Origin of the sequence: Streptomyces tuirus, assembly GCF_014701095.1 — a bacterium.
Lineage (GTDB): Bacteria > Actinomycetota > Actinomycetes > Streptomycetales > Streptomycetaceae > Streptomyces > Streptomyces tuirus.
Map to the genome: position 1 here is coordinate 108316 of NZ_AP023439.1, position 20769 is coordinate 129084.

Here is a 20769-nt window from a genome sequence, read left to right on the forward strand (position 1 = left end):
TACCGGCGCTTGTGCTTTCCGGGCACCCGGGAGGCGCTTCGGCGTCGTCCTGTTCGGCTTAGCGTTCCGCAGGGGCGCGGGAGGCGTCGGCCGCCTTGGCGACCCGTCTTGGAGGGGACGCAAATTGCTCGGCTGTGAGATGAGGGCTGCTACGGGGCCGTGAACAGCGTCGGGAAGCGGGGGGCCAGCCAAGGCTTGCGGCCCCAGGCAAGCGCCCGGCCCCGGGCGATGGCGCCCCAGGGTCCGCCACGGCCCAGGGCCATCAGCAGGAAGGCGGCGGGTTCGGTCAGGATCGTGCAGTCCGCCCGCGCCTCGGGCCGGTCATGCACCGTCACGCCGCCGTCCGCCACCGTGACACCGAACGCGGCACCGCCCCACAACCGTACGGTGAAGCGCGCGGTCAGTCCGGCGACGGCGGCAGGTGCGACGACGCGTGGCATGACCGTCTTCATGAAAGGCAGCGTGAGTTCCACCCGCCCGCGGTCGATCATGTGGGGCCGGCCCTGGGCCCGGGCCAGGTCGTAGCCGTGCCCGAGCATGTGGGTGAGAAGGTACGAGGCGAGCGTCGCAGGGTCCATGGGCCCCATAGGGGTGCGGAGCGTCTCGTCCGGTCGCCGTTCCGGCAGGGCAGCGAGGAAGCTCGTCGCTCCGGCCTCGATCAGGTCGGCGAGCGGCCCGGCGGCCCGTTCGCCGTACGCGGCGAGAACCCGGGCGTTGGCCTCGGCGATGCCCTCCGGCGTGCCGTCCCCGTGGACCCGCTCCCGGCCCGCGGCCACGTCCGCCATCAACACGTTTGCCTGGGCCAGATGGGCGGCGGTCTCCCCCACCGTCCAGGTGAGGCCCGGCACGGGACGGCCGGTGTCGGTCGCGCCGCGTAGCAGGGCGGCGATGTCCGCCGCGGTGTCCCGTATCGCGATGTCGAGACCCGGTGGCAGCGTCGTCCCTTCGCCGTCCGGGGCCTTGGCGGTGCGCGCCACGGGCTCCGCCAGGGCCGATCGCTCCGTTGCGACCTCGGGCTCCGGGGCATTGCCCTCGTTCCGCGGCTCCGGGATGCTCGACGGCTGGCCGCCTTGCGCGAGCCCTGCCTCGCCCGGCGCCGCCGTTCCGACCGGCGCCTCGCTGACGCCTCTTGTCTCCTCCATGGCGATCACCTCTCCCTTGGTGCCGGGGCCGGCGACCGGTCCCGCCTGCCCCGGCGGCCCCGCCGGGCGGGCGCCGCATGTGTCGGGCAGTGACTCTGGCACAGCGCACGCCCGCGGGTCGAGCCCGTACGAGCAGAGGCATCGCGGCGACCAGCGAGGCTGTGGCGATCGGCGACCTGAGCGCGGCAGCCGGTGTCAGCAGCACTCAGCTGGCACAGCGGTTCAAGGAGCTCACCTGCGGGACGCTTGAGCGACTGGCCTGCGCCACTCAGAGCGACCTCAGCCGTCGGCGAGGATGCGAGGCCGTTTCCCTCGTTGGATGGTGGAGTCATGAACCAGCACCACCAGCAGTCCCACCGGACGATCGAGATCGACACCCGGCTCGTCAGGATCGGTGCCGTGCTCACGGCGGCCGGCGCCGTGGTGACATGGACCGGCATGGCCATCGGCGCTTTCGCCGTGTTCACAGCAGGTCGGCGCATGATCCGCGACATGGACGTGCCCCCGGCCCAGCAGGCGGCCGCGAAGTGGCAGCAGGCCAAGGAGGCGTCCCGAGCGGGTGTACGGGCGTGGCAGTCCGCGTCCGACGCCCGCAACGGGTCGCTCGCCCACTAGCCGGCCAATCCTCACCCACCCAACCCTCCACCGAGATCCTCGGCCCGGTGGAGGGCGGACGTCGCCTGCGCCCACGCCTGGATTCCCGCCCGGGATGCTTCCAACCGTTCCTCAGCGGACTTTGGCGGCTCTCTTAAGGCTTCTTGAAGATGACCTTCGAACAGAGGTTTCCACCCCGGCCGGGTCCTAGGCTCTCGAGCACCCCCCACAGGTCCGGTGGCCGCGATCTCGCGGCCACCGGGCACGGGGGCCGAGTCAGCCGACCGACAGACCGAGGTGTCCTGCATGGGTTCCCGCCGAGCCGCTCGCCCGTCCCGCTTCCACGCCCGCCCCCACGGTGGGGCGAAGAGGCGTGGTCCCGCGCTGGCGATGGGAGCAGTCGCTGCGCTCGCGGGCGTCGGGATCACCGTGGCCGTCGTCAGCGGCGAGGACGGCGACGCGTCGGACCGGGTGGTCGCGAACAGCACGGACACGGCGCCGGGCGCCGGGGACGCCGCCGGCAGTGCGGCGCCGCTCACCTCTGCTTCAGCGAGCCCGAGCAGCACGGCGAGCAGCTCGCCGAGCGCGAAGCCGAACGAGAAGCGGAAGAAGTCGGCGAGTCCCACCCCCCGTGCGCGGAAGACGACCGTCGCCGCGTCGAAGGCTCCCGCGGGGACGACGGCGAAGAGCAGCGGCGGCGGGTCGGCGAGCGGTTCCGGCGGCACGCGGCCGGGCAGCGACGGATCGGACTCCGGGTCGGGTTCGCAGTCCGACGGCGGGCCCGAGGCCCAGGTGCTCGCGCTGGTCAACAAGGAGCGGGCCGCGGCGGGTTGCTCGCCGGTCACGGCGAACGACCGGCTCACCCGGGCCGCCGACGACTACAGCGACGTCATGGCGAGCAGCGGCGTGATGTCCCACACCGGCCCAGACGGCTCGACGATGACGACCCGGGTCGAGGCCGCGGGGTACAAGTGGTCGACCCTTGGCGAGAACATAGCCCAGGGTCAGGCGGACGCCGCCTCGGTGATGAAGTCCTGGATGAACAGCCCCGGGCACCGCGCGAACATACTCAACTGCTCCTTCAAGGAGCTGGGCGTGGGCGTCCACTTCGGCGACGGCGGGCCCTGGTGGACGCAGAACTTCGGCGCCGGTCGCTGACCCCGCTCACGGCACTCACCCCCACCGCGGACGCCGGTCACCGACCCCGCTCACCACACCCACCCCCACCGCGGACGCCGGTCACCGACCCCGCTCACCACACCCACCCCCCACAGCCGGCGCCGGTCACCGCGCGCCGCCGCCGGCCCCGCCCGCGTCAGCCAGTACGAACGACACCCGCACCCGGGCGCCTCCCAACGGCGCCCGGGTGATCGTCAGTTCGCCGTCCGCCGCGCGGGACGCCCGGGCCACGATGTCCAGGCCCAGCCCCGTCGAACCTCCGACGCTCACACCCCGCGTGAGCGCTGCGTCGGGGTCCGCCACGCCCGGTCCCGCGTCGTCGACCGTGAGGAACACGTGCCGATCCGCCCGCTCCACGCGCACGGCGAAGGCTGTGCCCTCCGGGGTGTGCCGGAAGACATTGCCGATCAGGGCATCGACGACGGCCGCGAGGTCGTCCTCGGGGAAGGCGACGGGCACCAGTCGCGGCGTGAGGGAGCGCTCGTAGGGCCGTCCTTGCTTGGCGGCGAGGACCGACCAGAAGTCCAGGCGCATGGCGACCACCTCGGCGACGTCGCACGCCTTCGCCGCGCCGGCCCCCGCGCGGGCCGACTGCGCCGACGCCAGCGGTGTACGGGCCGCGGCGATGATCGAGTCCAGTTCGCTCTCCAGCTGGCCTGCCGCCTCCGCGACCCGCCGGGCGCTGGGCGTCGACCCCATCCGGTCGGCTTCCAGGTAGAGAGCGGTCAGCGGGGTGCGCAGCCGGTGCGAGAGGTCGGCGACCAGCTCGCGTTCCACGGCGAGCAGGTCGAGGACGCGGTCGGCCATGGTGTTGAACGCCACCCCGGCCTCCTGCAGTTCGGGCGGGCCGTCGGGCTCGACACGCACGTCCAGGTCACCGGAGCCGAGAGCCAGTGAGGCGCGTTTCAGACTGCGCGAGGACCGCACGACGCGGGCGCCGAGCCGGTCCGCGACGAGTACCGAACCGCCGACCAGACCCAGCGCGAGCAGCGCCATGACGCCCCAGGACGCGGCCACGCCCCGGGTCAGGTCCGCGGCGGGCACAAAGGCCTCCACGACCGCGACCCGGTCCCCCTGCAGAACGACGGGCTGGAGGTAGACCCAGCCGCCGCCGGTGTCCACGGCCAGCGTCTCGCGCCCGCGCACGGCCCGGTCGAGCGCGTCCCGGGGCGCGTGCGGCGTGCCGACGAAGTCGCCATCGGGCAGACGTACGACCAGCTGCTCTGAGGAGCCGAGCTCGGCGACGGCCTGCTGCACGTCGGCGCGCCGGGTGGTGAGGGCGAGCACCGGGGACAGGGCGGACGCGCGCTGCTCGGCAGCCGTGGTGGCCCGGTCCCGTACCTGCTCGCGCACGAGGAGGGCGAGGGGTATCAGGAAGGACAGAGCCACCATCGAGGTGACGGCCAGGGCGATCCCGGCAAGAGCGCGTCTCATGGCGAGCTGACCAACTTGATACCCAGGCCGCGCACCGTGCGCAGATAGCGGGGCTTTCGCGCCTTCTCCCCCATTTTGCGGCGGAGTGCGGAGAGGTGGACGTCGACCGTCTGGTCCTCGACGTACGGCTGCTGCCACACCTCGGCGAGTATGCGCTGCCGGGTGACGACTTGGTCGGCGTGGGCGGCGAGATAGGCGAGGAGATCGAACTCGCGGCGGGTCAGGGGCAGTTCGCGGCCGGCGAGGTGGGCGGTGCGCGCGGTCGGGTCGATGCGCAGGTCTGCCACCTGCAGGACGGGCCGCCGGGCCGCCTGTACGTCGGCGGGCACGGACCGGCGTAGCACGGCGGCGAGCCGGGCGGCGAGCTGGCCGCCGGAGAACGGCTTGACCAGGTAGTCGTCGGCCCCCGCGTTGAGCAGCCGGATGATCTCGCTCTCGTCGTCACGGGCGGTGGCGACCAGGACCGGCACGCGGGAAATGCCGCGGATCATGCGCAGCACGTCGAGGCCGTCGAGGTCGGGCAGTCCCAGGTCCAGCACCACGATGTCCGGCGGGCTCTGGGTGATCTCGCGCAGGGCCTCGAAACCCTGGTGGGTGGTCCTGACCGCGTAACCGTGCCCGGTCAGGACCTCGATGAGCGCGGCCCGGATGACGGGGTCGTCCTCGACGACAAGTACGGAGGCCATGAGCAGGCACGTTAGCCGGTCCGTCACTATGGTGTCGTGTCTCGCCTCCTGCGCTACCTGATCATATGGCTGGCCTGCACGGCGGCCAGTGTCACCGCGGTCATCCTCACGATTCACTTCGTGGTGGGGTCGACCCGGCCGACCGCGCCGGTCGCGCAGTCCGCGCCGAGCGAGCCCCTGAAGCCCCCGCGGCCCAGTCCCACCACCGCGAAACCGTCCCCGAGTCCCTCGGCGAGCAGCCGCAGGCCCAGCCCGCCGCCCCGGAGCAGTGAGCCGGCGACCGATCCCAGCCCGACGCCCACGCCCACGCCGACACCCACCGGCCGCACCAGTGCTCCGGGGGCGCCGACCGGCGCGGGCGGCTCGGGGTGCCAGGAAGGCGGTGCCGGCGTCTACACGGTGCCGTCCGAGGGCGGCAAGGCCACCGTGCGGTTCGGCGACGACGCGGTGTGCCTGATTTCGGCGGTGCCGAACCAGGGGTTCACGGTGAGTACGAGCCGGAGCGAGGCGGAGACGCTCACGGTGACGTTCTCCGCCGGCCGCCACCGGTCGGAAATCACCGCCACCACCCAGCCACAGAGCCAAGTCAAGGTCCGCGAGGTGTCGTGGTGACTCCCCCTTGCGCGTACGCCCGTTGCTGCTGATCGGCAGGTCCTGGTTCGCTCCGAGCGGCCATAGCCTCATGATCGACGGTATCCGCTATGGCGCCCTCGGGGCTGGGGAGGGGTGACGGGGCAGGAAGCGTGGTGAAGACTGAAGAGATGCTTCACGACCTCGGCGGCCTCCTGTTCATCGTGCTCGGTCTGGTCCTTGTCGCCGTCGGTTTCGTCTGGCGGGGAGGTGTCTTGCGCCCCCTCTCGGCCAAACGGGCCGAGGCGGCCGCGATCCGGGACCGTTCGAGGAACCTGCTGCGTTCTGCGGACATGGCGATCGCCGAAGCGCGCCGCCGGGCCGCACGCGGCGAACCGGCCATCGTCACGGTCCACGACGTGACCAGGGTGGCGTGCCAGCACTACGGGCACCTCTTCGTGGAGCGTGAAGAGGCAGCTGCCGCCCTCCGCAAGCGCTTTGACGCCGCCGGCTGCCGGGTGGACTGCATGACCGACGCCTTCAACTGACTGCTTCCACAGCAAGTGCTTGATGCCGGGGCACCTGAGCGCCGACCGATGGGGGTCAGTCACCTGAGCAGGACATCATGATCACGTATGCCCCCGGACATCACGCGACGGCGTCGAACCTCCGCGGCCCCCGACCCGCGTTGATGGCGACCGCGGCGGCAGTGTCAGTGTGCTGACGTATCCTTCCGGCCACCGAACACCGAGCATCGACGCTGTGGGGACCTGAAGAATTGACCGGCCTGTCTGCTTTCCCGTTGCCTTTTCATGCTGCCTCTTCCATATCGCTCATGCCACCGCGGACGCTGCGGGAGCTTCAGATGATGCAGTGCAGCGCACATGTCCGGGCGAAGCCCGAGTGGTTCGACAAGATGCACCATGCCGACATCGTCGCGAGGTGGACGCAAGAAGCGGTCGCCCAGGGTCTCACCGAAGCGCAAGTTCGTTACGTGCTGGCGGAACTCGCGCACTACGCCGCGCTGAGGGACGAGCCGACCGGTGTCGAGGTGTCTGCCGTCGACGGGTGTGGCAGTCGGACAGGTTGGTCGACGACACGCTCAGAGCGCGGCTGCGCAAGGCGGTTCAGGTGTTGGAGCGGGTTCCCGCAGAGGAACTGGACTGGCATCCCGGATCGAACGGCCAGGTATTGGATCTGGTTCATCCGTCACTCTTCTGCCTGGTGAGGGAGGTGAGTGGCGCACCTGAGCGGGCTTGGCAGAATCCGACGAACCGTTACTCGAAGTACGAGTTCTCGGAGAGGTTCCAGTGGCTGCCCACGGACGTCGATGTCAGTGCCAACGGCGATGTCGACTTCCGTTCGTACGTCAACAACGTCCACCCCGAGGCTCATCGCGAACTCGCCTCCGTGCTACCGGACTTGTTTGCGCGTATGCGACCGCTCCTGGAGAACGTGCTCACCGATCTTCGCCATCCGCGGCCCCTGCGGATCGAGGCCGACCCTTATGGCTGGTACGAAGACTCGGAGCCCCAGTATCCGGACAAGTCGTCCTACAGCGATGACGAGGCCTACAAAGAAGCCCTCGGTGTGTGGGAAGTGGCACATGACGACTGGTGGGAGAACCGCTGCCCCGTGATCCCGGACGCCCCGGCCTTCACCCCGCCCGAGCGGCCCGACGAATCTGCCCGAGTCGACCTGCGCGGTCGCCGTCTCCAGGTCATCGTCAAGCTCGCCACCATTCATCTCACTCCCGACAAGCCCGAATACGCCGGCGGTTCTTGGCATGTCGAGGGGATGCTGAACGAGCGGATCGTCTCCACCGGCATCTACTACTGGGACAGTGAGAACATCACCGAAAGCCGGCTCAGTTTCCGGGCGGCGCTCGGCGACCCAGATTATGAACAGGACGACGACAGCGGTCTGCGTGAGGTCTATGGCCTGGGGAACGAAGACGCGCTGAACCAGGTGCTGGGATCCGCATCGACTCCGGCGGGCCGCTGCCTTGCGTTCCCGAACGTTCTGCAACACCGGGTCGGCTCATTCCGTCTCGACGACCCGACCCGCCCGGGACACCGTAAGATTCTCGCGTTCTTCCTGGTGGACCCGTCGGAAACCATCGTCTCGACAGCCGATGTGCCACCGCAGCAGCCCTGGTCGGAGACTTCGACCATGACGCTTGAACAGGCCAAGAACTACCGCGAACAGCTGATGCGGGAACGCAAGTTCTTTGTCGACGAGCACAACGAGCAGCTTTATGAACGAGAGTTCTCGCTCTGCGAGCACTGACTCGTCGCCGACCTGCCTCGCGGTGTGCTGATTCGAGCATTGGCTGCGAGGCAAGGTCCCGGTCAGGAGCGGAACTCCTCGGGGTGGTCCCGGTCTCACGGAGCGAAAGTCCGGGCGGGCGTCGGGCGTCCGGGTGACTGCTTCAGCAGTCAGTCGGCACGGGGCCACGTCAGCGTCCGAGGGCGGGTGAGACGTCGTTCGAGGATCGCCCGTCGCGTCCGGCCGCGGACTCCCGACACGCGCATGCTGCTGACCCCGCACAGACCGGCGACCTGGAGGCATTCTCGGAACAGAGTCGCGGGAACGCTGCGGCGCAGGCGATCGAGGAGTGTTCATGTCAGGACAGTTTGAAGCGACCGTCGACATCGACCGGCCAGTCGAAGCGGTCTTCGACTACCTCGCCGATGGACGCAACGATCCGCAGTTCAGCCCCCGCGTGCTCAAGATCGAGCGGGTCCCCGATGGCCCGACAGCTGTGGGAACCGTCTTCCGCAGCACGGTCAAGGATGCCGGGATGAAGACGGGCAGGGAGTTCCGCATCACCGACCTCGAAGCCCCGGTGCGGATCCGGTGGGCCGAAGTGTCGCAGAACAGCGTGACTGCCGACGAGGGCGGCTACGACCTGGAGCCCATCAGCGACGGCAGGACTCGCGTCCGCATCTTCAACGTTCTGGAAGGCCACGGGATCGGCAAGCTCCTCGTCGGCCTGGCGCTCATCGCCGCTCGCAAGGACGCCCCCGGCTTCGGCGCCCGGATCAAGGCGGCAGCCGAATCGGCCATCCCTCCGCGCTGACGCCTCATACCTCCGAGAGCCGCGAGCTCTGGACGTCCCGGTCTTCTACGGAGGTACGCCCGTGGCGGCGGACGCTGGGCAGCAGGTCCTCGGCGCCCGCGACGGCCTCGACGGGGACGTCGTAGCGGGCACGGCGCCACCGGCACCACCCTCATGGCCCATATCGCCATGGTCGTCGGCGACGAGAGCGGGGACGGCACCACCTGGCTGGAGCCGTCCCCGACGAGCAGTACAGCGCCGCCCTCACCGACATCGGCCCGGGTCAGGGGCGCGGGACGCCGGCCGTGCTTCAGACCACGCTCACCGGATGCCGAACCACCGCGTCGAACAGGTAGCCCTGCGTGTTGGGCACCGCGAGGTCCGGCTGAGTACGGCCGGCCGAGTCCGTGGCACGGGCCAGCAGGTGGGTGGGGCTCCCGGTGTCTCGGGCCGCCAGCCGAGGGACCAGCGGGTCCAGGTACCGGTGCGGGGTGTCCGAGTCGTACGGCTTCCAGGGCGGGCTCGACGCGCAGGGCGGTGCCGACGAGCTGGACCCAAGACCACCGCCCACGACTTCCCAGCCGGAGGGTACGTCCACGACCGGCTTGAGCCTCACGACGGTTCCGGGTCCGACGAGCTCGCGCAGGTCGGCCCAGGCGAGCGGGTCGGCAGGATCGGCGAGGGCGGCGACGTCGTAGACGTCGGCGGGGTAGCGGGCGGCTCGGCCCAGCCGTTCGGCGAAGCGGGCGTGCGGGCCGTTCAGTGCTGCCCAGACAGCGTTGTCCAGAGGCCGCGTGCTCGGGTCGGCCGGGGTCTCGCCACATGAACCTCGAGGGAACGTGTCACAGGGGGCGGAGTCCTTTGAGGTCGGCGGGCTGCCGCACGCGTCACTACCTGCGGTGCGGCTCCTTGAGCGGTCGCCCCACCATGTCTAGCAGGCAGTTGACGGACAGATCATTGCAGGTGCATGAATTTCGGATCCGGTTGGACTGCTGCCCCTGCCCACCCCACCGGGCCAGTACGTGAGATGCCTGCGTCCACCATGCGAACCAGCCCTTTGGATTCAGGCCACCTTCTGCCACTATCCCCAGCAATCCGGTAGGAAAACTAGGGATCGAGGGGGTGGCCATGCGCACGTTCAGCCGTGCAGCTCAGTCGCTGCCCCTTTTGACCTCACGCCGTCACGTCGACCTCCACCGCACGGCCAGCGCCATCTGTCGTCCCGTGTGACGCCGCGGCAACCCTGACCTCCTGGCCTCCTCGCCGCACCCTTCCGCAACCGGACACCGTGCGGCCCGCTCGTTCGTATCTCCTTGATCACTCATCCTTGAGAGGACACCTTCGTGTCTGCCGTAAGACCACGCGTCGCCCTGCGCGCCCTCGCCGTCACAGCCGCACTTCCCCTTCTGCTCACCGCCTGCGGCTACGGTTCCGATGCCACCGACGACGACAAGCAGAGCGGGGTCGCGGCAGACGCCGAGAAGCTCTCCGCCGATGACGTGAAGATCGGCTACTTCCCGAACCTCACGCACGCCACCGCGCTGGTGGGCGTCCAGGAGGGACTGCTCCAGAAGGAACTCGGCGGCACCACGATCAAGCCCTCGACGTTCAACGCCGGCCCCTCCGAGATCGAGGCGCTGAACGGCGGCTCCATCGACATCGGCTGGATCGGCCCCTCCCCCGCGATCAACGGCTTCGCCAAGTCCAAGGGCAAGAACCTGCGCATCATCAGCGGTTCCGCCTCCGGCGGCGTGAAGCTCGTCGTCAATCCGGACACCATCAAGTCCGTCGACGACCTCAAGGGCAAGAAGATCGCCACCCCGCAGCTCGGCAACACGCAGGACGTCGCATTCCTCAACTGGGCCGCGGAGCAGGGCTGGAAGATCGACCCGCAGAGCGGCAAGGGCGACGTCTCCGTCGTCCGCACCGACAACAAGGTCACCCCGGACGCCTACAAGTCCGGCTCCATCGACGGCGCCTGGGTGCCGGAACCCACCGCGTCCAAGCTGGTCGCCGAGGGCGGCAAGGTCCTGCTCGACGAGTCGGCCCTGTGGCCCGACAAGAAGTTCGTCATCACGAACATCATCGTGCGGCAGCAGTTCCTCAAGGAGCACCCGGACGTCGTCGAAGCCGTGCTGCGCGGCGCCGTGAAGACCAACGAGTGGATCAACGCCAACCCGGACAAGGCCAAGGCATCCGCCAACCAGGCACTGGCGAAGCTGTCGGGCAAGGCACTGCCCGCCGACGTCCTCGACCCCGCCTGGAAGTCCATCGCCTTCCTCGACGACCCGCTGGCCGCCACTTTGAACACCGAGGCGGAGCACGCCGTGAAGGCCGGTCTGCTGGAGAAGCCCGATCTCAAGGGCATCTACGATCTCGCACCCCTGAACAAGGTGCTCAAGGCCGAGGGCAAGGACCAGGTCGACGACGCCGGTCTCGGCGTCAAGTAGCAGCGCCGGACCGCCGAGTTGCTCCCAGGAGGTGACGCCCTGATACTGCGCCGGGCGAGTTCGTCACCCTCCTGGGAGCTCCGGCCGCCGTACGTCCACGCCGCTCGGCCGACGGCGACCGCGGCGGGAGGACATCGGCCGGGTGAGGGCGAGGGCGACCGCCTAGCGATCACCTGCGTCAACGAGGGGATCCCGTGGCGGCGAAGGGGACTTGAGCCGAGGTCACGGCCTGCGGGAAGGGGTGCTGCCACAGGCCTTGCGCTTCGAGCCTCGGCAGGACGCCCTCGCCGAACCAGTAGGCCTCCTCCAGGTGCGGGTAGCCGGAGAGGACGAACTCCTCGATGCCCAGAGCCGCGTACTCCTTGATGCGTTCGGCGACCTCGTCGTGGCTGCCGACCAGGGCGGTGCCCGCGCCGCCGCGCACCAGGCCGATGCCGGCCCACAGGTTGGGGTGGATCTCCAGGGCGTCCCGGTTGCCGCCACCGTGCAGGGCGAGCATGCGCTGCTGGCCCGCTGACTCACTGCGGGCCAGTCCGGCCTGCACGGACGCCACGGTCTCCGGGTCGAACCCGTCGAGAAGCCGGTTCGCCTCCGCCCACGCCTGCTCGGAGGTGTCGCGGGTGATGACGTGCAGGCGGATGCCGAACCGGACCTTGCGCCCCTGCTCGGCGGCCAGCTTCCGGATCCGGGCGATCTTCTCGGCGACCTGCGCCGGCGGCTCGCCCCAGGTGAGGTACACGTCCACATGCCGGGCCGCGACCTCTCCGGCGATCGGCGAGGAGCCACCGAAGTAGACCTCCGGGACCGGGTCGGGCACCCGGGCCAGCGTCGCGTCCGCCACCTGGAGGTGCTCACCGTGCAGGTCGACGGTCTTGCCCTCCCACAGCTCGCGCACGATCTGCAGGAACTCGCCGGTGCGGCGGTACCGGGCGTCCTTGTCGAGGAAGTCGCCGTAGGCGCGCTGTTCATCGCTCTCGCCGCCGGTGACGACATTGAGCAGCAGTCGCCCGCCGGTCTGCCGCTGGAAGGTGGAGGCCATCTGGGCGGCGAGCGTGGGCGAGACGAAGCCGGGCCGGAAGGCCACCAGGAACTTCAGCCGCTCGGTGTGCTGGGCGACCATCGCCGTCGTCAGCCACGCGTCCTCGCACCACGCACCGGTGGGGGTGAGGGCCCCGACGAAACCGAGACTCTCGGCGGCGCGGGCGATCTGGCTGAGGTAGGCGACCGTCGGCGGCCGGTCCCGGCCGGATGCGGTGGCCGGGGTGCCGTGGCCGCCGCCGACGACATGGCGGCTGTCGCCGTTGGTGGGCAGGAACCAGTGGAAGGTGAGGGACACGGGGTCTCCGATCGTGGTGCGTGAGGTGGCGGTGGGTCAGAGCAGGCCGTGCCGGGGTGGCCGGGTGCCGTTGAGGACGTAGCGGCCGATGTGCTGGATCTTCCAGCGGACCGGGTCGTGCAGGGTGTGGGTGCGGGCGTCACGCCAATGGCGGTGCAGGCCCAGCGAGTCGAGCGCCGAGCGGGTGCCGGCGACTTCGAAGAGGGCGCTGCCGACCTCGACGGCCGTCTCCGCCGCGGACACCTTGGCGGTGGCCACCGCGATCGAGGCTTCGGCGGCCGAGTCGTCGGTCAGGTCGTCCCGGGCGGCGTCGACCGCCCGGGCGGCCTCGCGCAGCAGGGCCTCCGCCGCCCGCACCCGGATCGCGAGCTCGCCGAACCGCTGGATCAGCAGCGGATCCTCCGCGGCCGTCTCCAGCCCGCTCTCGAACCAGGGCCGGCTCTTCGTACGGACGAACTCCACGGCCTCCGCCAGCGCGCCGGAGGCGATGCCCGCGTCGATGGCGGCGTGCAGCAACTGGGCCACGGCCCCGTGGAGTTGCGGTCCCTGGAAGGTGAGGTGGTGGGGTACGACCCGGTCCGCGGCAACGGCCACCCTCTCCAGGCGGACGGTTCCGCTGGCCGTGGTGCGCTGCCCCAAGCCGTCCCAGTCGTCGACGACCGTCAGGCCGGGGGCGTCGTGCGGTACGTACGCCACGTGCAGGGTGTCGTCGTCGGCACGGGCCAGGACGGGGATCCAATGGGCGAACAGCGCGCCCGTGGAGTAGTGCTTGACGCCGTCGAGTACTGCTCCCGCACATCATGACGGTGCTGGACGCGGTGGACCGGCTGCGTGGCGCGGCCGGCGATCAGCATCGCGTCAGCCGGATGGTGCGGCTCGGCACGGTCAACACCGCCACCGTCCCGCTGCTCATCCCGACCGTGCGGGAGTTCCGGTCCGCGCACCCGGCCACCCAGGTCGAGGTGGTCGGCGCGCAGCAGGCCGACATCCGGCGCGGACTGCTGGAGGGCGCCTTCGATCTGGGTCTGGTGAACTATCTCCGGGGCGACGACATGCCGCCGGGCTTCGACACGACCGAGCTGCTGCGCGGGAGGCCCGTGGTGTGCGTGCGTCCCGACAGCCCGCTGGCGGCCCTGGACGCGGTGGATGTGGACAGCCTCCTGGCCGAGCCCCTCATCGTGATGCGGTCCGGCTATGTCATGCACCGCTTCGTCCACCGGCTGCTGCGCGGCAGGGCACCTTCCTTCTCGTACTCCACCGATGGCGCCGAGATGGGCAAGCTGATGGTCGCCGAAGGGCTGGGGGCCACGGTGCTGCCCGACTTCAGTGTCATCGGCGACCCTCTGGAGCGGCACGGCACCATCACCGTGCGGCCGCTCGCGGAGGACGAAACGGATGTGCTGCTGGTGCTGCAACGCCGCCACGCCGTCTCGGTTCCCCGGGCCGTGCGTGATCTGCACGCGTTGTTCGTACGCAATGCCGGTGGGCACCGAGCGGAGTGAGACGCAGGCTGCGCCGAATGAGCGCCTTAGGCATACATCGGCTCCTACCGGTGGGGAGGGGAGTGCTGACGCGTCAGCGAGCGACCGCATGACCACACGCCGGCCTCGGCGGAACTGGTGTGCTGACGTTGCCGTGACGCCGGCCTTCGCGGCTCGAGGCCCGCACACCCGTGTCAGGCCGCGGCCTCGTGGTGGGCGCGCTGGGTCCTGATGGTGGCCACGTCGGTCGCTCGCCGGACCGAATCGGCTGAGGCGGCCAGCAGTGGCAGCCGGACGGCCGGGCTGGGGATACGGCCCTGGGCGTGCAGCACCCCCTTGATCACCGTCGGGTTCGGCTCGGCGAAGAGCGCGGCGGACAGCCGGGCCAGCTCGGCTCCCAGTACGCGGGCCGGGCCGGCGTCGTCGCGCCGCCACAGCGAGATCAGCTCGGCGAAGTCAGCGGTGCGGACATTGGACGACGCCAGGATGCCGCCGTGGGCGCCCGCCGCGAGCAGCGGCGAGATGACGGCGTCGTCGCCGCCGAGCACCGAGAAGCCCGGCGGCGACGAGCCGAGCAGTTCCATCGCGGCTGCGTCGATCGCGCCCGTTGCGTACTTGACCCCTACGACCTCCGGCAGGCGCCCGAGCGCGCTGAGCGTTCTGACGCTGAGGGACTGACCGGTGCGGTACGGGATGTCGTAGAGGACCAGCGGCAGGCCGCCGTGCTCGGCGAGTGCCGTGAAGTGCGCCGTCGTTCCCGCCTCGCCGGGCCGGGTGTAGGGCGGTGCGGGAACCAGCGCCGCGGCGACGTCACCCTTCTCGGCGAGCTCCCGCAGTGTCGTGACGGCGGTGGCGGTGTCGTTGGTGCCGACGCCGACGATCAGCGGAGCTCCGTGCGCCCGGCAGGCCGCCGAGCAGATGCGGACCACGGCCCGCTTCTCCTCGGTCGTCAGGGTGGCCGCCTCGGCGGTGGTCCCCAGGGCGACAAGTCCCCTGGCGCCACCGGACGACAGCGCCTCGTCGGCGAGGCGGGCGAGGGCGTCCGGGGCGAGGCGCAGGTCGTCGGTGAACGGAGTCACCAAGGGGACGAACAGGCCGGTGAGATTCGCTTCGGGCTTCATGGGCCCAGCCTGACCGACATGGACCCAGTAGATCCAGTTCACATTTCTTCGCTCATGCGTAAGCTCACCTTATGCTCGATGTCCGGCGCCTCCACCTGCTGCGCGAACTGGACCGGCGCGGCACCATCGCGGCCGTCGCCCAGGCGCTGTCCTTCACCGCCTCTGCCGTCTCCCAGCAGCTGAGCGTGCTGGAGCGCGAGGCGGGCGTCGCCCTGCTGGAACGAAGCGGCAGACGGGTCGTGCTCACCCCCGCGGGCCGCACCCTCGTCACCCACGCCGATGCCGTCCTCGAGCGCCTCGAACTGGCGGTCTCCGAGCTGGCCGGAGCACGGGAGGGCATCGGCGGGCCGCTGCGGATCGGGACGTTTCCCTCCGGCGGCCCCGCGATCGTGCCCGCCACGCTGGCCGAACTGGCCCGGCGGCATCCCGCGCTGGAACCGATGGTGCAGGAGATCGACTCGGCACGGGTCTCCGACGGCCTGCGCGCCGGCGAACTCGACGTGGCCCTCGTCCACGACTACGACTTCGTGCCCGCGTCACCGGACACCTCGGTCGACCAGGTGCCCCTGCTGGAGGAGCCGATGTACCTGGCCACCGGCAGTGCGCCGACCACCGGACGCGTCGCCCGGGGCGAGACGCTGGCGGAGTTGCTCGGGCCGTGGGCCATGTCGCCCTGGGTCACGGCCCGGGACGGCACGACCGGTCACGCGATGGCCGTACGGGCCTGTCAGGCGGCCGGATTCCAGCCGCGCATCCGTCATCGGGTCAACGATTTCCGTACGGTCCTGGCACTGGCCGCCATCGGGCAAGGCGCCGGATTCGTACCGGAGATGGCCACCGCCCACGCGCCCGGGGACGTGGTCCTGACGCGGCTCCCCCTGTTCCGCCGTTCGAAGGTCGCCTTCCGAGCGGGCGGCGGCACTCACCCGGCGATCGCGGCATTCGTGGCGGCGGCACGGACAGCGGTGGGCACCAGGGGCGAGACCACGAGCGGCCGCTCCCACTGATCGCACGGCGTGCTCCAAGAGATCGGAGCCGCGCGCACTCCAGCGCCGCCCCGCGCCCCGTTCAGGCCTTCTCGCCCCGCACGTACGGGTCGAGGAGTTCACGGAACGCGGCGTCGCCGGGCGGGTCGACCTCCTCGGTGTCCGCGCCGCCCTCGACGAACGGTGTGCAGGTGGCGGAGGTGCGTCCGGCCATGCGGTGGCTGCCGAGCAGGCGGCCGGTGCGGGCCTCCAGGACCCGGACCATGTAGCGGCCCTCGTACTGGGAAATCTCCCGCCTCTCCTTCAGGGGCGAGTCGTACCGGCAGACCTTGAGGAGCTTGCCACGCCCCTCGTACCGGGCGCAGGCGACGAGTTGCACCTGCTCGGGCAGCGGCGAGAACGGGTCGGTGCGGTCGTAACCGCTGCGGCCCTCGAACTGACGCAGCAGCCCGTTGACATGTACGACCACAGGGCGGGGGCCCGGCCCCGACACGGGTGCCGCCCGGGGAACCGGACGGCTTCCCTCCTCATGGCACAGGCCACCGAAGGAGAAGAGGCCGAGGCGCGTCTCCGCCGGCCTTTCCGGCACCGTGGCCGTCTGAGTGACCGGCCGCCCGGAGTGCCCCGGAGCGACGGAGAAGGCCGGAGTCGCGGCGGATCCGCCCGAATCGCCGCCGTCGCCCGACGGCCGCCCCAGCAGCCCGACCAGGACCGCGACACCCGCAAAGACCACCACCCCGGCCCCGTAGCGCACCCGTCCAGCCACCCCGTCCGCCCCCTTCCGGCGTCACCGGCCACCGATCCGCTCCCCCGGCCGCCCCGTTCGACGGGAGGGGTGACACAAGTACCGTAGCCGCTCGTCGCGGACCGTATGCCGGACCGGCGGACGGCCGGCTGTTCGGACCGGAGACGGGCGCACCCGCCTCACGCTCACCCGGTCGGCCGCAGCGTCTCCCGTTCTGTCACGAGCTCGTCGAGGACCTCGGGGAGGGGGGCGACGCCGATGCCCGGTGCGTCCGGTACCGGGATCGTGCCGTCGGTCACCCGGAACGGCTCGGTCAGATCCTGCCGGTAGTAGCGGTCCGAGCCGGAGATGTCGGACGGCAGAGTGAAGTTGGGCAGGCCGGCCAGTGCCAGATTGGCCGCCCGTCCGATCCCGGTCTCCAGCATGCCGCCCGCCCAGACCGGCACCCCTGCCGCCGCACAGACGTCGTGCACCCGGCGGGCTTCCAGGTAGCCGCCCACCCGGCCGGGCTTGATGTTGACGATGGCGCACGCGCCGATCCGGATCGCCTCGTGCGCCGCCTGCGCGGAGACGATCGACTCGTCCAGGCAGATCGGCGTGGTCAGCAACCGCGCCAGCTCGGCATGGCCGGCCACGTCCTCCTCCTCGAGCGGCTGCTCCAGCAGCAGCAGCCCGTACGGGTCGAGACCGGCCAGATGCCGGGCATCGGCGCGTGTGTAGGCCGAGTTCGCGTCTGCCTGGAGAAGGAGGTCGTCGCCGAAATGCTTGCGCACGGCGGCGACGGGTTCGATGTCCCAGCCGGGCTCGATCTTGAGCTTGATCCGGGCGTAACCGTCGGCCAGATAGCCGCCGACCGTGTTCAGCAACTGCGGCACCGACTCGTGGATGCCCACCGACACGCCCGAGACGATCCGGGACTGAGTGGCTCCGAGGTGCCGGCTCAGTGGAACCCCGGCCGTCTTCAGCTCGGCGTCCAGGACGGCAGCCTCCACCGCGGCCTTCGCCATGCGGTGACCGCGCACCGGAGCAAGCGCCGAAGCCACCGCCGCCGCTGTGACGTCGGCGGCGGCGAACAGCCGCGGCAGCAGGTGGTCGGCCAGGACGCGGTGGGCCGCGCCGGTGTACTCGCTGGAGTACAGGGGGTCCGTCATGGCCACGCACTCCGCCCACCCCTCGGCCTCCGGGGTGATCACCCGCACCAGCAACACGTCCCGCAGGGACTGGGTTCCGAACGAGGTGCGGAACGGGGAGACCAACGGCATGCCGACGCGCAGCAGCTCCACCGATTCGATTTTCATGCGTGCTCCTTGTGGGGTGTGGCCGCGGAGGGGTTGAGGACGTACCAGCCGTCACGGGTGACGCCGGTCCACCGGTATCCGGCGTCGAGCAGCGGACTCATCGCGTCGCGCAGCGCGGGCCGCCAGACGCTGAGGAGTCCGCGGTCGCGGTGCAGTGTTCCGGGGACGCGCAGCCGGACCTCCGTCTCGGTGGACGGCGCCGGGCCCCGGGGTGGCGCTGCCGCGGGCGGGTGCGGCAGGGGCGCGAGTCGGCGGGGCCGGCCGTCCTCGCCGATGTCCAGTACGTGCAGCCGCTCGTGCGGCATCCGTTCGGCGGTCCGGTCCGGGCCTGCCGCGAAGGCGCGGGGTGCGTCCCCGGCGGGCTTGGAGCCGGCGGTCAGGTCCCAGCGCACGAGCACCCGATCGGTCGGGACGCCCGCGTTGTAGCCGTCGTCCATGGGCCCGTAGAAGTCCGGGTGGTAGGCCACGCCGACCGCTTGCAGACGGGCGATGTTGAAGGTGGCGTTGCGCCGGATCAGCGGGTCGAAGGTCCACGTCATGGTGGTGATGCCGCGCGTGAGGCACCAGTCGCGCTGGGCCAGTTTGATGGCTGTGCCCACTCCGGTCCTGCGTGCGCCGCTGTCGACGGCGACGATGTGCGAGTGCAGACCGCGGCGGGCCGGGTCGGCGCCGCACAGTCCCACGGCGCCCCCGACCAACTGCCCGGCCGCGTAGGCGCCGAGGACCATCCCTCCGGTGTGGCTGAGTGCGCGCAGCACGGGGAAGGGCACCTGCGGTTGACCGGCCCTCCACACGCGCATGAAGAGGGCGGTGAGGGCTTCGAGTCCGGTGCGGTCACTGATGCTCCGCACCCGTACGTCCGGGTCCATGTCCCGCAGGCTGCCCGATCGCCGGTGTCCCCGCCTCGTCGTCCGCGTCAAGGCACACGGCCGGGACTTGTCGCGGACGACAGGACGCGAGGGGCGCCTACGATGCGTGTATGGATCACGGGCTCACCGCACGGCGGCTGGTGGCGGAGATGGGACCCACGCTGCTGCGGGTGGCGGTCGACGGGCCCGGCGCGGACCGGCCCCTGACCGGTGTCGTCATTCACGACCCGGCCGCGGGGGCGGAGCTGGAACGCGGGTGTGTCGTCCTGGGCGTCGGGCTGTCACCCGCCGGCCTGCGACGTCCCGGCCGGCCCGGTGAGGCCACCGAAGCCGCGGAAGCCGGCGCCGGGTGGGACGGTCACCGCGCGGACGTTGCCACGCTGGTACGGGCCATGCAGGCGGCGGGTGCCGCGGTGCTCGCGTTGAAGGGCCCGGTGCCGGACGGGCTGATGGACAGTCGGGTCGCCGTGGTCGAGGTCAATCCGGACGCATCCTGGATGCACGTCGCCTCCATGATCCGGGAGCGGCTGCTGGATCACTCCCGAGACAGCCGTCGGTCGCCGGACGGCGTCGGCGGCGACCTGTTCACCATCGCCAACACCATCGCCGAGATGCTTCAGGCACCGGTCACCGTCGAGGACCGCTCCGCGGCCGTGCTCGCCTGGTCCACCGGGCAGCGCGGCGCCGACGAGGCGCGCGTGGAGTCGATTCTCGGCCGGGCCGTCCATCACCGCTGGCTGGACGAACTGCGCGCCCGCGGCGACTTCGCCCGCCTGCACGCCTCCAGCGGCCCGGTCCACATCGAACCCGTCGCGCCCGGCATGCTGGCGCGTGCCGCGATGGCGGTGCGGGCCGGTGCGGAAGTCGTCGGCTATGTATGGGCGGCCGTCCCGCGGCCCCTCACCGGCGATCTCGCCCGTCGGCTGGAGCAGATCGCTCCCCTCGTCGCCCTGCACCTGGTCAATACCCGGGCCACCAGCAGCTGGGCGCGGCAGCAGCGCGCGGAGCTGGCGGCGGCCGTTCTGGCGGGGGGATCGGCCGGAGCGGACGCGGCCAGGCAACTGCACCTGGACACGGGGCCGCTGTGCGTACTGGCCGCCGCGCCGCCCATGGCGGGTTCCGATGAGAGGAGCCCCGGAGCCGACGCGGCCGCGGCGGCGGAGCGGCGCCGTTTCGAGGACGTGCTCGCACTGCATCTGGCGGCCGTCCACCCGTCGGCCGTCACCGTGTGCGGCAACGACGCCGTGTACGCCCTGCTGGCCTGGCCCCGCTCAAGTCCGTCGCAGGCACTGGACGGCACCCGCGCGCTGGCCCGGGACTTCTTGTCCCGCTCCCCGTTGGCCGGCGGCCATGTCGTGGCCGTCGGCGGGCCGGCCGAGTCCGCGGCGCGTGTGACGCAGGCCCGGGCTCAGGCGGACGCGGCGCTGCGGGCCCTGCGGCATCCCGCCGCCGCCAGTGACTCCCGGGTGGCGACCCTCGAGGACCTGGCACTCACCGCCCTGCTGCTGGAACTGGCGGACGCCACCGAGGCCCTCGCTCTGCCCGACGCCACCGGTGCGCTGCGCCGGCTCGCCGAGCACGACGGGGAGCAGGGCGTACTGACGGAAACGCTCGCGGCCTATCTCGCCTCGGCCGGTGTCGCGGACGACGCGGCGGCCCGCTTGCGGATCCATGTCAACACGCTGCGTTACCGGCTGCGGCGCATCCGCGAGGTGGGTGGGCTGGACTTCGGCGATGCGGACGCCATGCTCCTCGCCCACCTCCAGCTCCGGCTGCGCGCCGTGCGGGCCGCCGCCCTTGACGCGGGCGACAAGTGA

General features: G+C 71.2%; 18 protein-coding genes and 4 pseudogenes. 11 read left to right on the forward strand and 11 right to left on the reverse strand.

Going from position 1 to position 20769, the window contains the following annotated elements; all coding sequences use genetic code 11:
* Positions 1–149 precede the first annotated feature (149 nt).
* Complete coding sequence (locus IGS69_RS00535; protein ID WP_190895891.1) at positions 150–1142, reverse strand: maleylpyruvate isomerase family mycothiol-dependent enzyme; 993 nt, start codon at positions 1140–1142, stop codon at positions 150–152.
* A gap of 330 nt (positions 1143–1472) precedes the next feature.
* On the opposite strand from IGS69_RS00535, the gene IGS69_RS00540 reads away from it, so the two are divergent.
* Together IGS69_RS00540 and IGS69_RS00545 are read left to right on the forward strand one after the other, a co-directional pair.
* Positions 1473–1757, forward strand: coding sequence for a hypothetical protein (locus IGS69_RS00540; protein ID WP_190895893.1), 285 nt, complete (start codon positions 1473–1475; stop codon positions 1755–1757).
* Between the two features lie 285 nt (positions 1758–2042).
* A complete protein-coding gene (locus IGS69_RS00545; RefSeq protein ID WP_190895896.1) occupies positions 2043–2894 on the forward strand; it encodes a CAP domain-containing protein in 852 nt (283 codons plus the stop codon).
* Positions 2895–3020: 126 nt separating this feature from the next.
* Here the strand turns inward: IGS69_RS00545 and IGS69_RS00550 are convergent, their stop codons facing one another.
* From IGS69_RS00550 to IGS69_RS34455, 3 genes are all read right to left on the reverse strand, one after another.
* Positions 3021–4349: a sensor histidine kinase gene (locus IGS69_RS00550; protein WP_190895898.1), complete on the reverse strand. Its 1329-nt coding sequence runs from the start codon at positions 4347–4349 to the stop codon at positions 3021–3023.
* Positions 4346–5035: a response regulator transcription factor gene (locus tag IGS69_RS00555; protein ID WP_030235570.1), complete on the reverse strand. Its 690-nt coding sequence runs from the start codon at positions 5033–5035 to the stop codon at positions 4346–4348. Before IGS69_RS00555 ends, IGS69_RS00550 begins: the two co-directional genes overlap by 4 nt.
* Before the next feature lie 113 nt (positions 5036–5148).
* Complete coding sequence (locus IGS69_RS34455) at positions 5149–5355, reverse strand: hypothetical protein (RefSeq protein ID WP_232543383.1); 207 nt, start codon at positions 5353–5355, stop codon at positions 5149–5151.
* Between the two features lie 79 nt (positions 5356–5434).
* On the opposite strand from IGS69_RS34455, the gene IGS69_RS00565 reads away from it, so the two are divergent.
* The 4 genes and pseudogenes from IGS69_RS00565 (at position 5435) to IGS69_RS00580 (ending at position 8687) form a co-directional block, all read left to right on the forward strand.
* Positions 5435–5647, forward strand: a complete 213-nt coding sequence (locus tag IGS69_RS00565) for a hypothetical protein (protein WP_190895900.1) — start codon at positions 5435–5437, stop codon at positions 5645–5647.
* Between the two features lie 134 nt (positions 5648–5781).
* Positions 5782–6153: a hypothetical protein gene (locus tag IGS69_RS00570; RefSeq protein ID WP_232543384.1), complete on the forward strand. Its 372-nt coding sequence runs from the start codon at positions 5782–5784 to the stop codon at positions 6151–6153.
* Positions 6154–6383: 230 nt separating this feature from the next.
* Positions 6384–7894, forward strand: a pseudogene (locus tag IGS69_RS00575) (DUF4246 domain-containing protein).
* A gap of 334 nt (positions 7895–8228) precedes the next feature.
* On the forward strand, positions 8229–8687 hold the full coding sequence (locus IGS69_RS00580; protein ID WP_190904319.1) for an SRPBCC family protein: 459 nt from the start codon (positions 8229–8231) through the stop codon (positions 8685–8687).
* Positions 8688–9142: 455 nt separating this feature from the next.
* Here IGS69_RS00580 and IGS69_RS00590 read toward each other — a convergent pair.
* Positions 9143–9453: pseudogene (locus tag IGS69_RS00590) on the reverse strand (GNAT family N-acetyltransferase); the annotation flags it as partial.
* Between the two features lie 341 nt (positions 9454–9794).
* Between IGS69_RS00590 and IGS69_RS35035 the strand changes: the two are divergent.
* Complete coding sequence (locus tag IGS69_RS35035; RefSeq protein WP_332836543.1) at positions 9795–9896, forward strand: putative leader peptide; 102 nt, start codon at positions 9795–9797, stop codon at positions 9894–9896.
* Between the two features lie 113 nt (positions 9897–10009).
* The gene (locus tag IGS69_RS00595; protein WP_190895902.1) at positions 10010–11116 is read left to right on the forward strand and encodes an ABC transporter substrate-binding protein; all 1107 of its coding nucleotides are present in this window, start codon (positions 10010–10012) and stop codon (positions 11114–11116) included.
* 178 nt (positions 11117–11294) lie between these two features.
* Here the strand turns inward: IGS69_RS00595 and IGS69_RS00600 are convergent, their stop codons facing one another.
* Together IGS69_RS00600 and IGS69_RS00605 are read right to left on the reverse strand one after the other, a co-directional pair.
* Positions 11295–12452, reverse strand: a complete 1158-nt coding sequence (locus IGS69_RS00600) for an LLM class flavin-dependent oxidoreductase (protein WP_190895904.1) — start codon at positions 12450–12452, stop codon at positions 11295–11297.
* Between the two features lie 36 nt (positions 12453–12488).
* Positions 12489–13238, reverse strand: a pseudogene (locus IGS69_RS00605) (acyl-CoA dehydrogenase family protein); the annotation flags it as partial.
* Between IGS69_RS00605 and IGS69_RS00610 the strand changes: the two are divergent.
* Positions 13232–13954, forward strand: a pseudogene (locus tag IGS69_RS00610) (LysR family transcriptional regulator substrate-binding protein); the annotation flags it as partial. The pseudogenes IGS69_RS00605 and IGS69_RS00610 sit on opposite strands and share 7 nt — an antisense overlap.
* Positions 13955–14127: 173 nt before the next feature.
* Here IGS69_RS00610 and dapA read toward each other — a convergent pair.
* Positions 14128–15054, reverse strand: a complete 927-nt coding sequence (dapA, locus tag IGS69_RS00615; RefSeq protein WP_190895906.1) for a 4-hydroxy-tetrahydrodipicolinate synthase — start codon at positions 15052–15054, stop codon at positions 14128–14130.
* A 71-nt stretch (positions 15055–15125) separates the two neighbouring features.
* On the opposite strand from dapA, the gene IGS69_RS00620 reads away from it, so the two are divergent.
* Positions 15126–16061 carry a LysR family transcriptional regulator gene (locus IGS69_RS00620; RefSeq protein WP_190895908.1) on the forward strand — a complete coding sequence of 312 codons (936 nt, stop codon included), beginning with the start codon at positions 15126–15128 and terminating at the stop codon, positions 16059–16061.
* Between the two features lie 61 nt (positions 16062–16122).
* Here the strand turns inward: IGS69_RS00620 and IGS69_RS00625 are convergent, their stop codons facing one another.
* The 3 genes from IGS69_RS00625 to IGS69_RS00635 form a co-directional block, all read right to left on the reverse strand.
* On the reverse strand, positions 16123–16806 hold the full coding sequence (locus tag IGS69_RS00625) for a hypothetical protein (RefSeq protein ID WP_232543385.1): 684 nt from the start codon (positions 16804–16806) through the stop codon (positions 16123–16125).
* Positions 16807–16970: 164 nt separating this feature from the next.
* On the reverse strand, positions 16971–18083 hold the full coding sequence (gene menC, locus IGS69_RS00630; protein ID WP_190895910.1) for an o-succinylbenzoate synthase: 1113 nt from the start codon (positions 18081–18083) through the stop codon (positions 16971–16973).
* Entirely contained in the window at positions 18080–18952 is an 873-nt protein-coding gene (locus tag IGS69_RS00635; RefSeq protein WP_190895912.1) for a GNAT family N-acetyltransferase, read from the reverse strand. The genes menC and IGS69_RS00635 overlap by 4 nt, the downstream gene beginning before the upstream one ends.
* A 110-nt stretch (positions 18953–19062) precedes the next feature.
* Here IGS69_RS00635 and IGS69_RS00640 point away from each other — a divergent pair, with 110 nt between their 5' ends.
* Positions 19063–20769: a PucR family transcriptional regulator gene (locus IGS69_RS00640; protein WP_190895914.1), complete on the forward strand. Its 1707-nt coding sequence runs from the start codon at positions 19063–19065 to the stop codon at positions 20767–20769.

Bases quoted from the DNA above. Each gene is read 5' to 3' on its own strand.
- IGS69_RS00535 (WP_190895891.1), bottom strand. From the start codon at position 1,142: ATGGAGGAGACAAGAGGCGTCAGCGAGGCGCCGGTCGGAACGGCGGCG.
- IGS69_RS00640 (WP_190895914.1), top strand. From the start codon at position 19,063: ATGGATCACGGGCTCACCGCACGGCGGCTGGTGGCGGAGATGGGACCC.
- IGS69_RS00580 (WP_190904319.1), top strand. From the start codon at position 8,229: ATGTCAGGACAGTTTGAAGCGACCGTCGACATCGACCGGCCAGTCGAA.
- menC (WP_190895910.1), bottom strand. From the start codon at position 18,083: ATGAAAATCGAATCGGTGGAGCTGCTGCGCGTCGGCATGCCGTTGGTC.
- IGS69_RS00550 (WP_190895898.1), bottom strand. From the start codon at position 4,349: ATGAGACGCGCTCTTGCCGGGATCGCCCTGGCCGTCACCTCGATGGTG.
- IGS69_RS00635 (WP_190895912.1), bottom strand. From the start codon at position 18,952: ATGGACCCGGACGTACGGGTGCGGAGCATCAGTGACCGCACCGGACTC.
- IGS69_RS35035 (WP_332836543.1), top strand. From the start codon at position 9,795: ATGCGCACGTTCAGCCGTGCAGCTCAGTCGCTGCCCCTTTTGACCTCA.
- IGS69_RS00545 (WP_190895896.1), top strand. From the start codon at position 2,043: ATGGGTTCCCGCCGAGCCGCTCGCCCGTCCCGCTTCCACGCCCGCCCC.
- IGS69_RS00620 (WP_190895908.1), top strand. From the start codon at position 15,126: ATGCTCGATGTCCGGCGCCTCCACCTGCTGCGCGAACTGGACCGGCGC.
- IGS69_RS00540 (WP_190895893.1), top strand. From the start codon at position 1,473: ATGAACCAGCACCACCAGCAGTCCCACCGGACGATCGAGATCGACACC.
- IGS69_RS00555 (WP_030235570.1), bottom strand. From the start codon at position 5,035: ATGGCCTCCGTACTTGTCGTCGAGGACGACCCCGTCATCCGGGCCGCG.
- dapA (WP_190895906.1), bottom strand. From the start codon at position 15,054: ATGAAGCCCGAAGCGAATCTCACCGGCCTGTTCGTCCCCTTGGTGACT.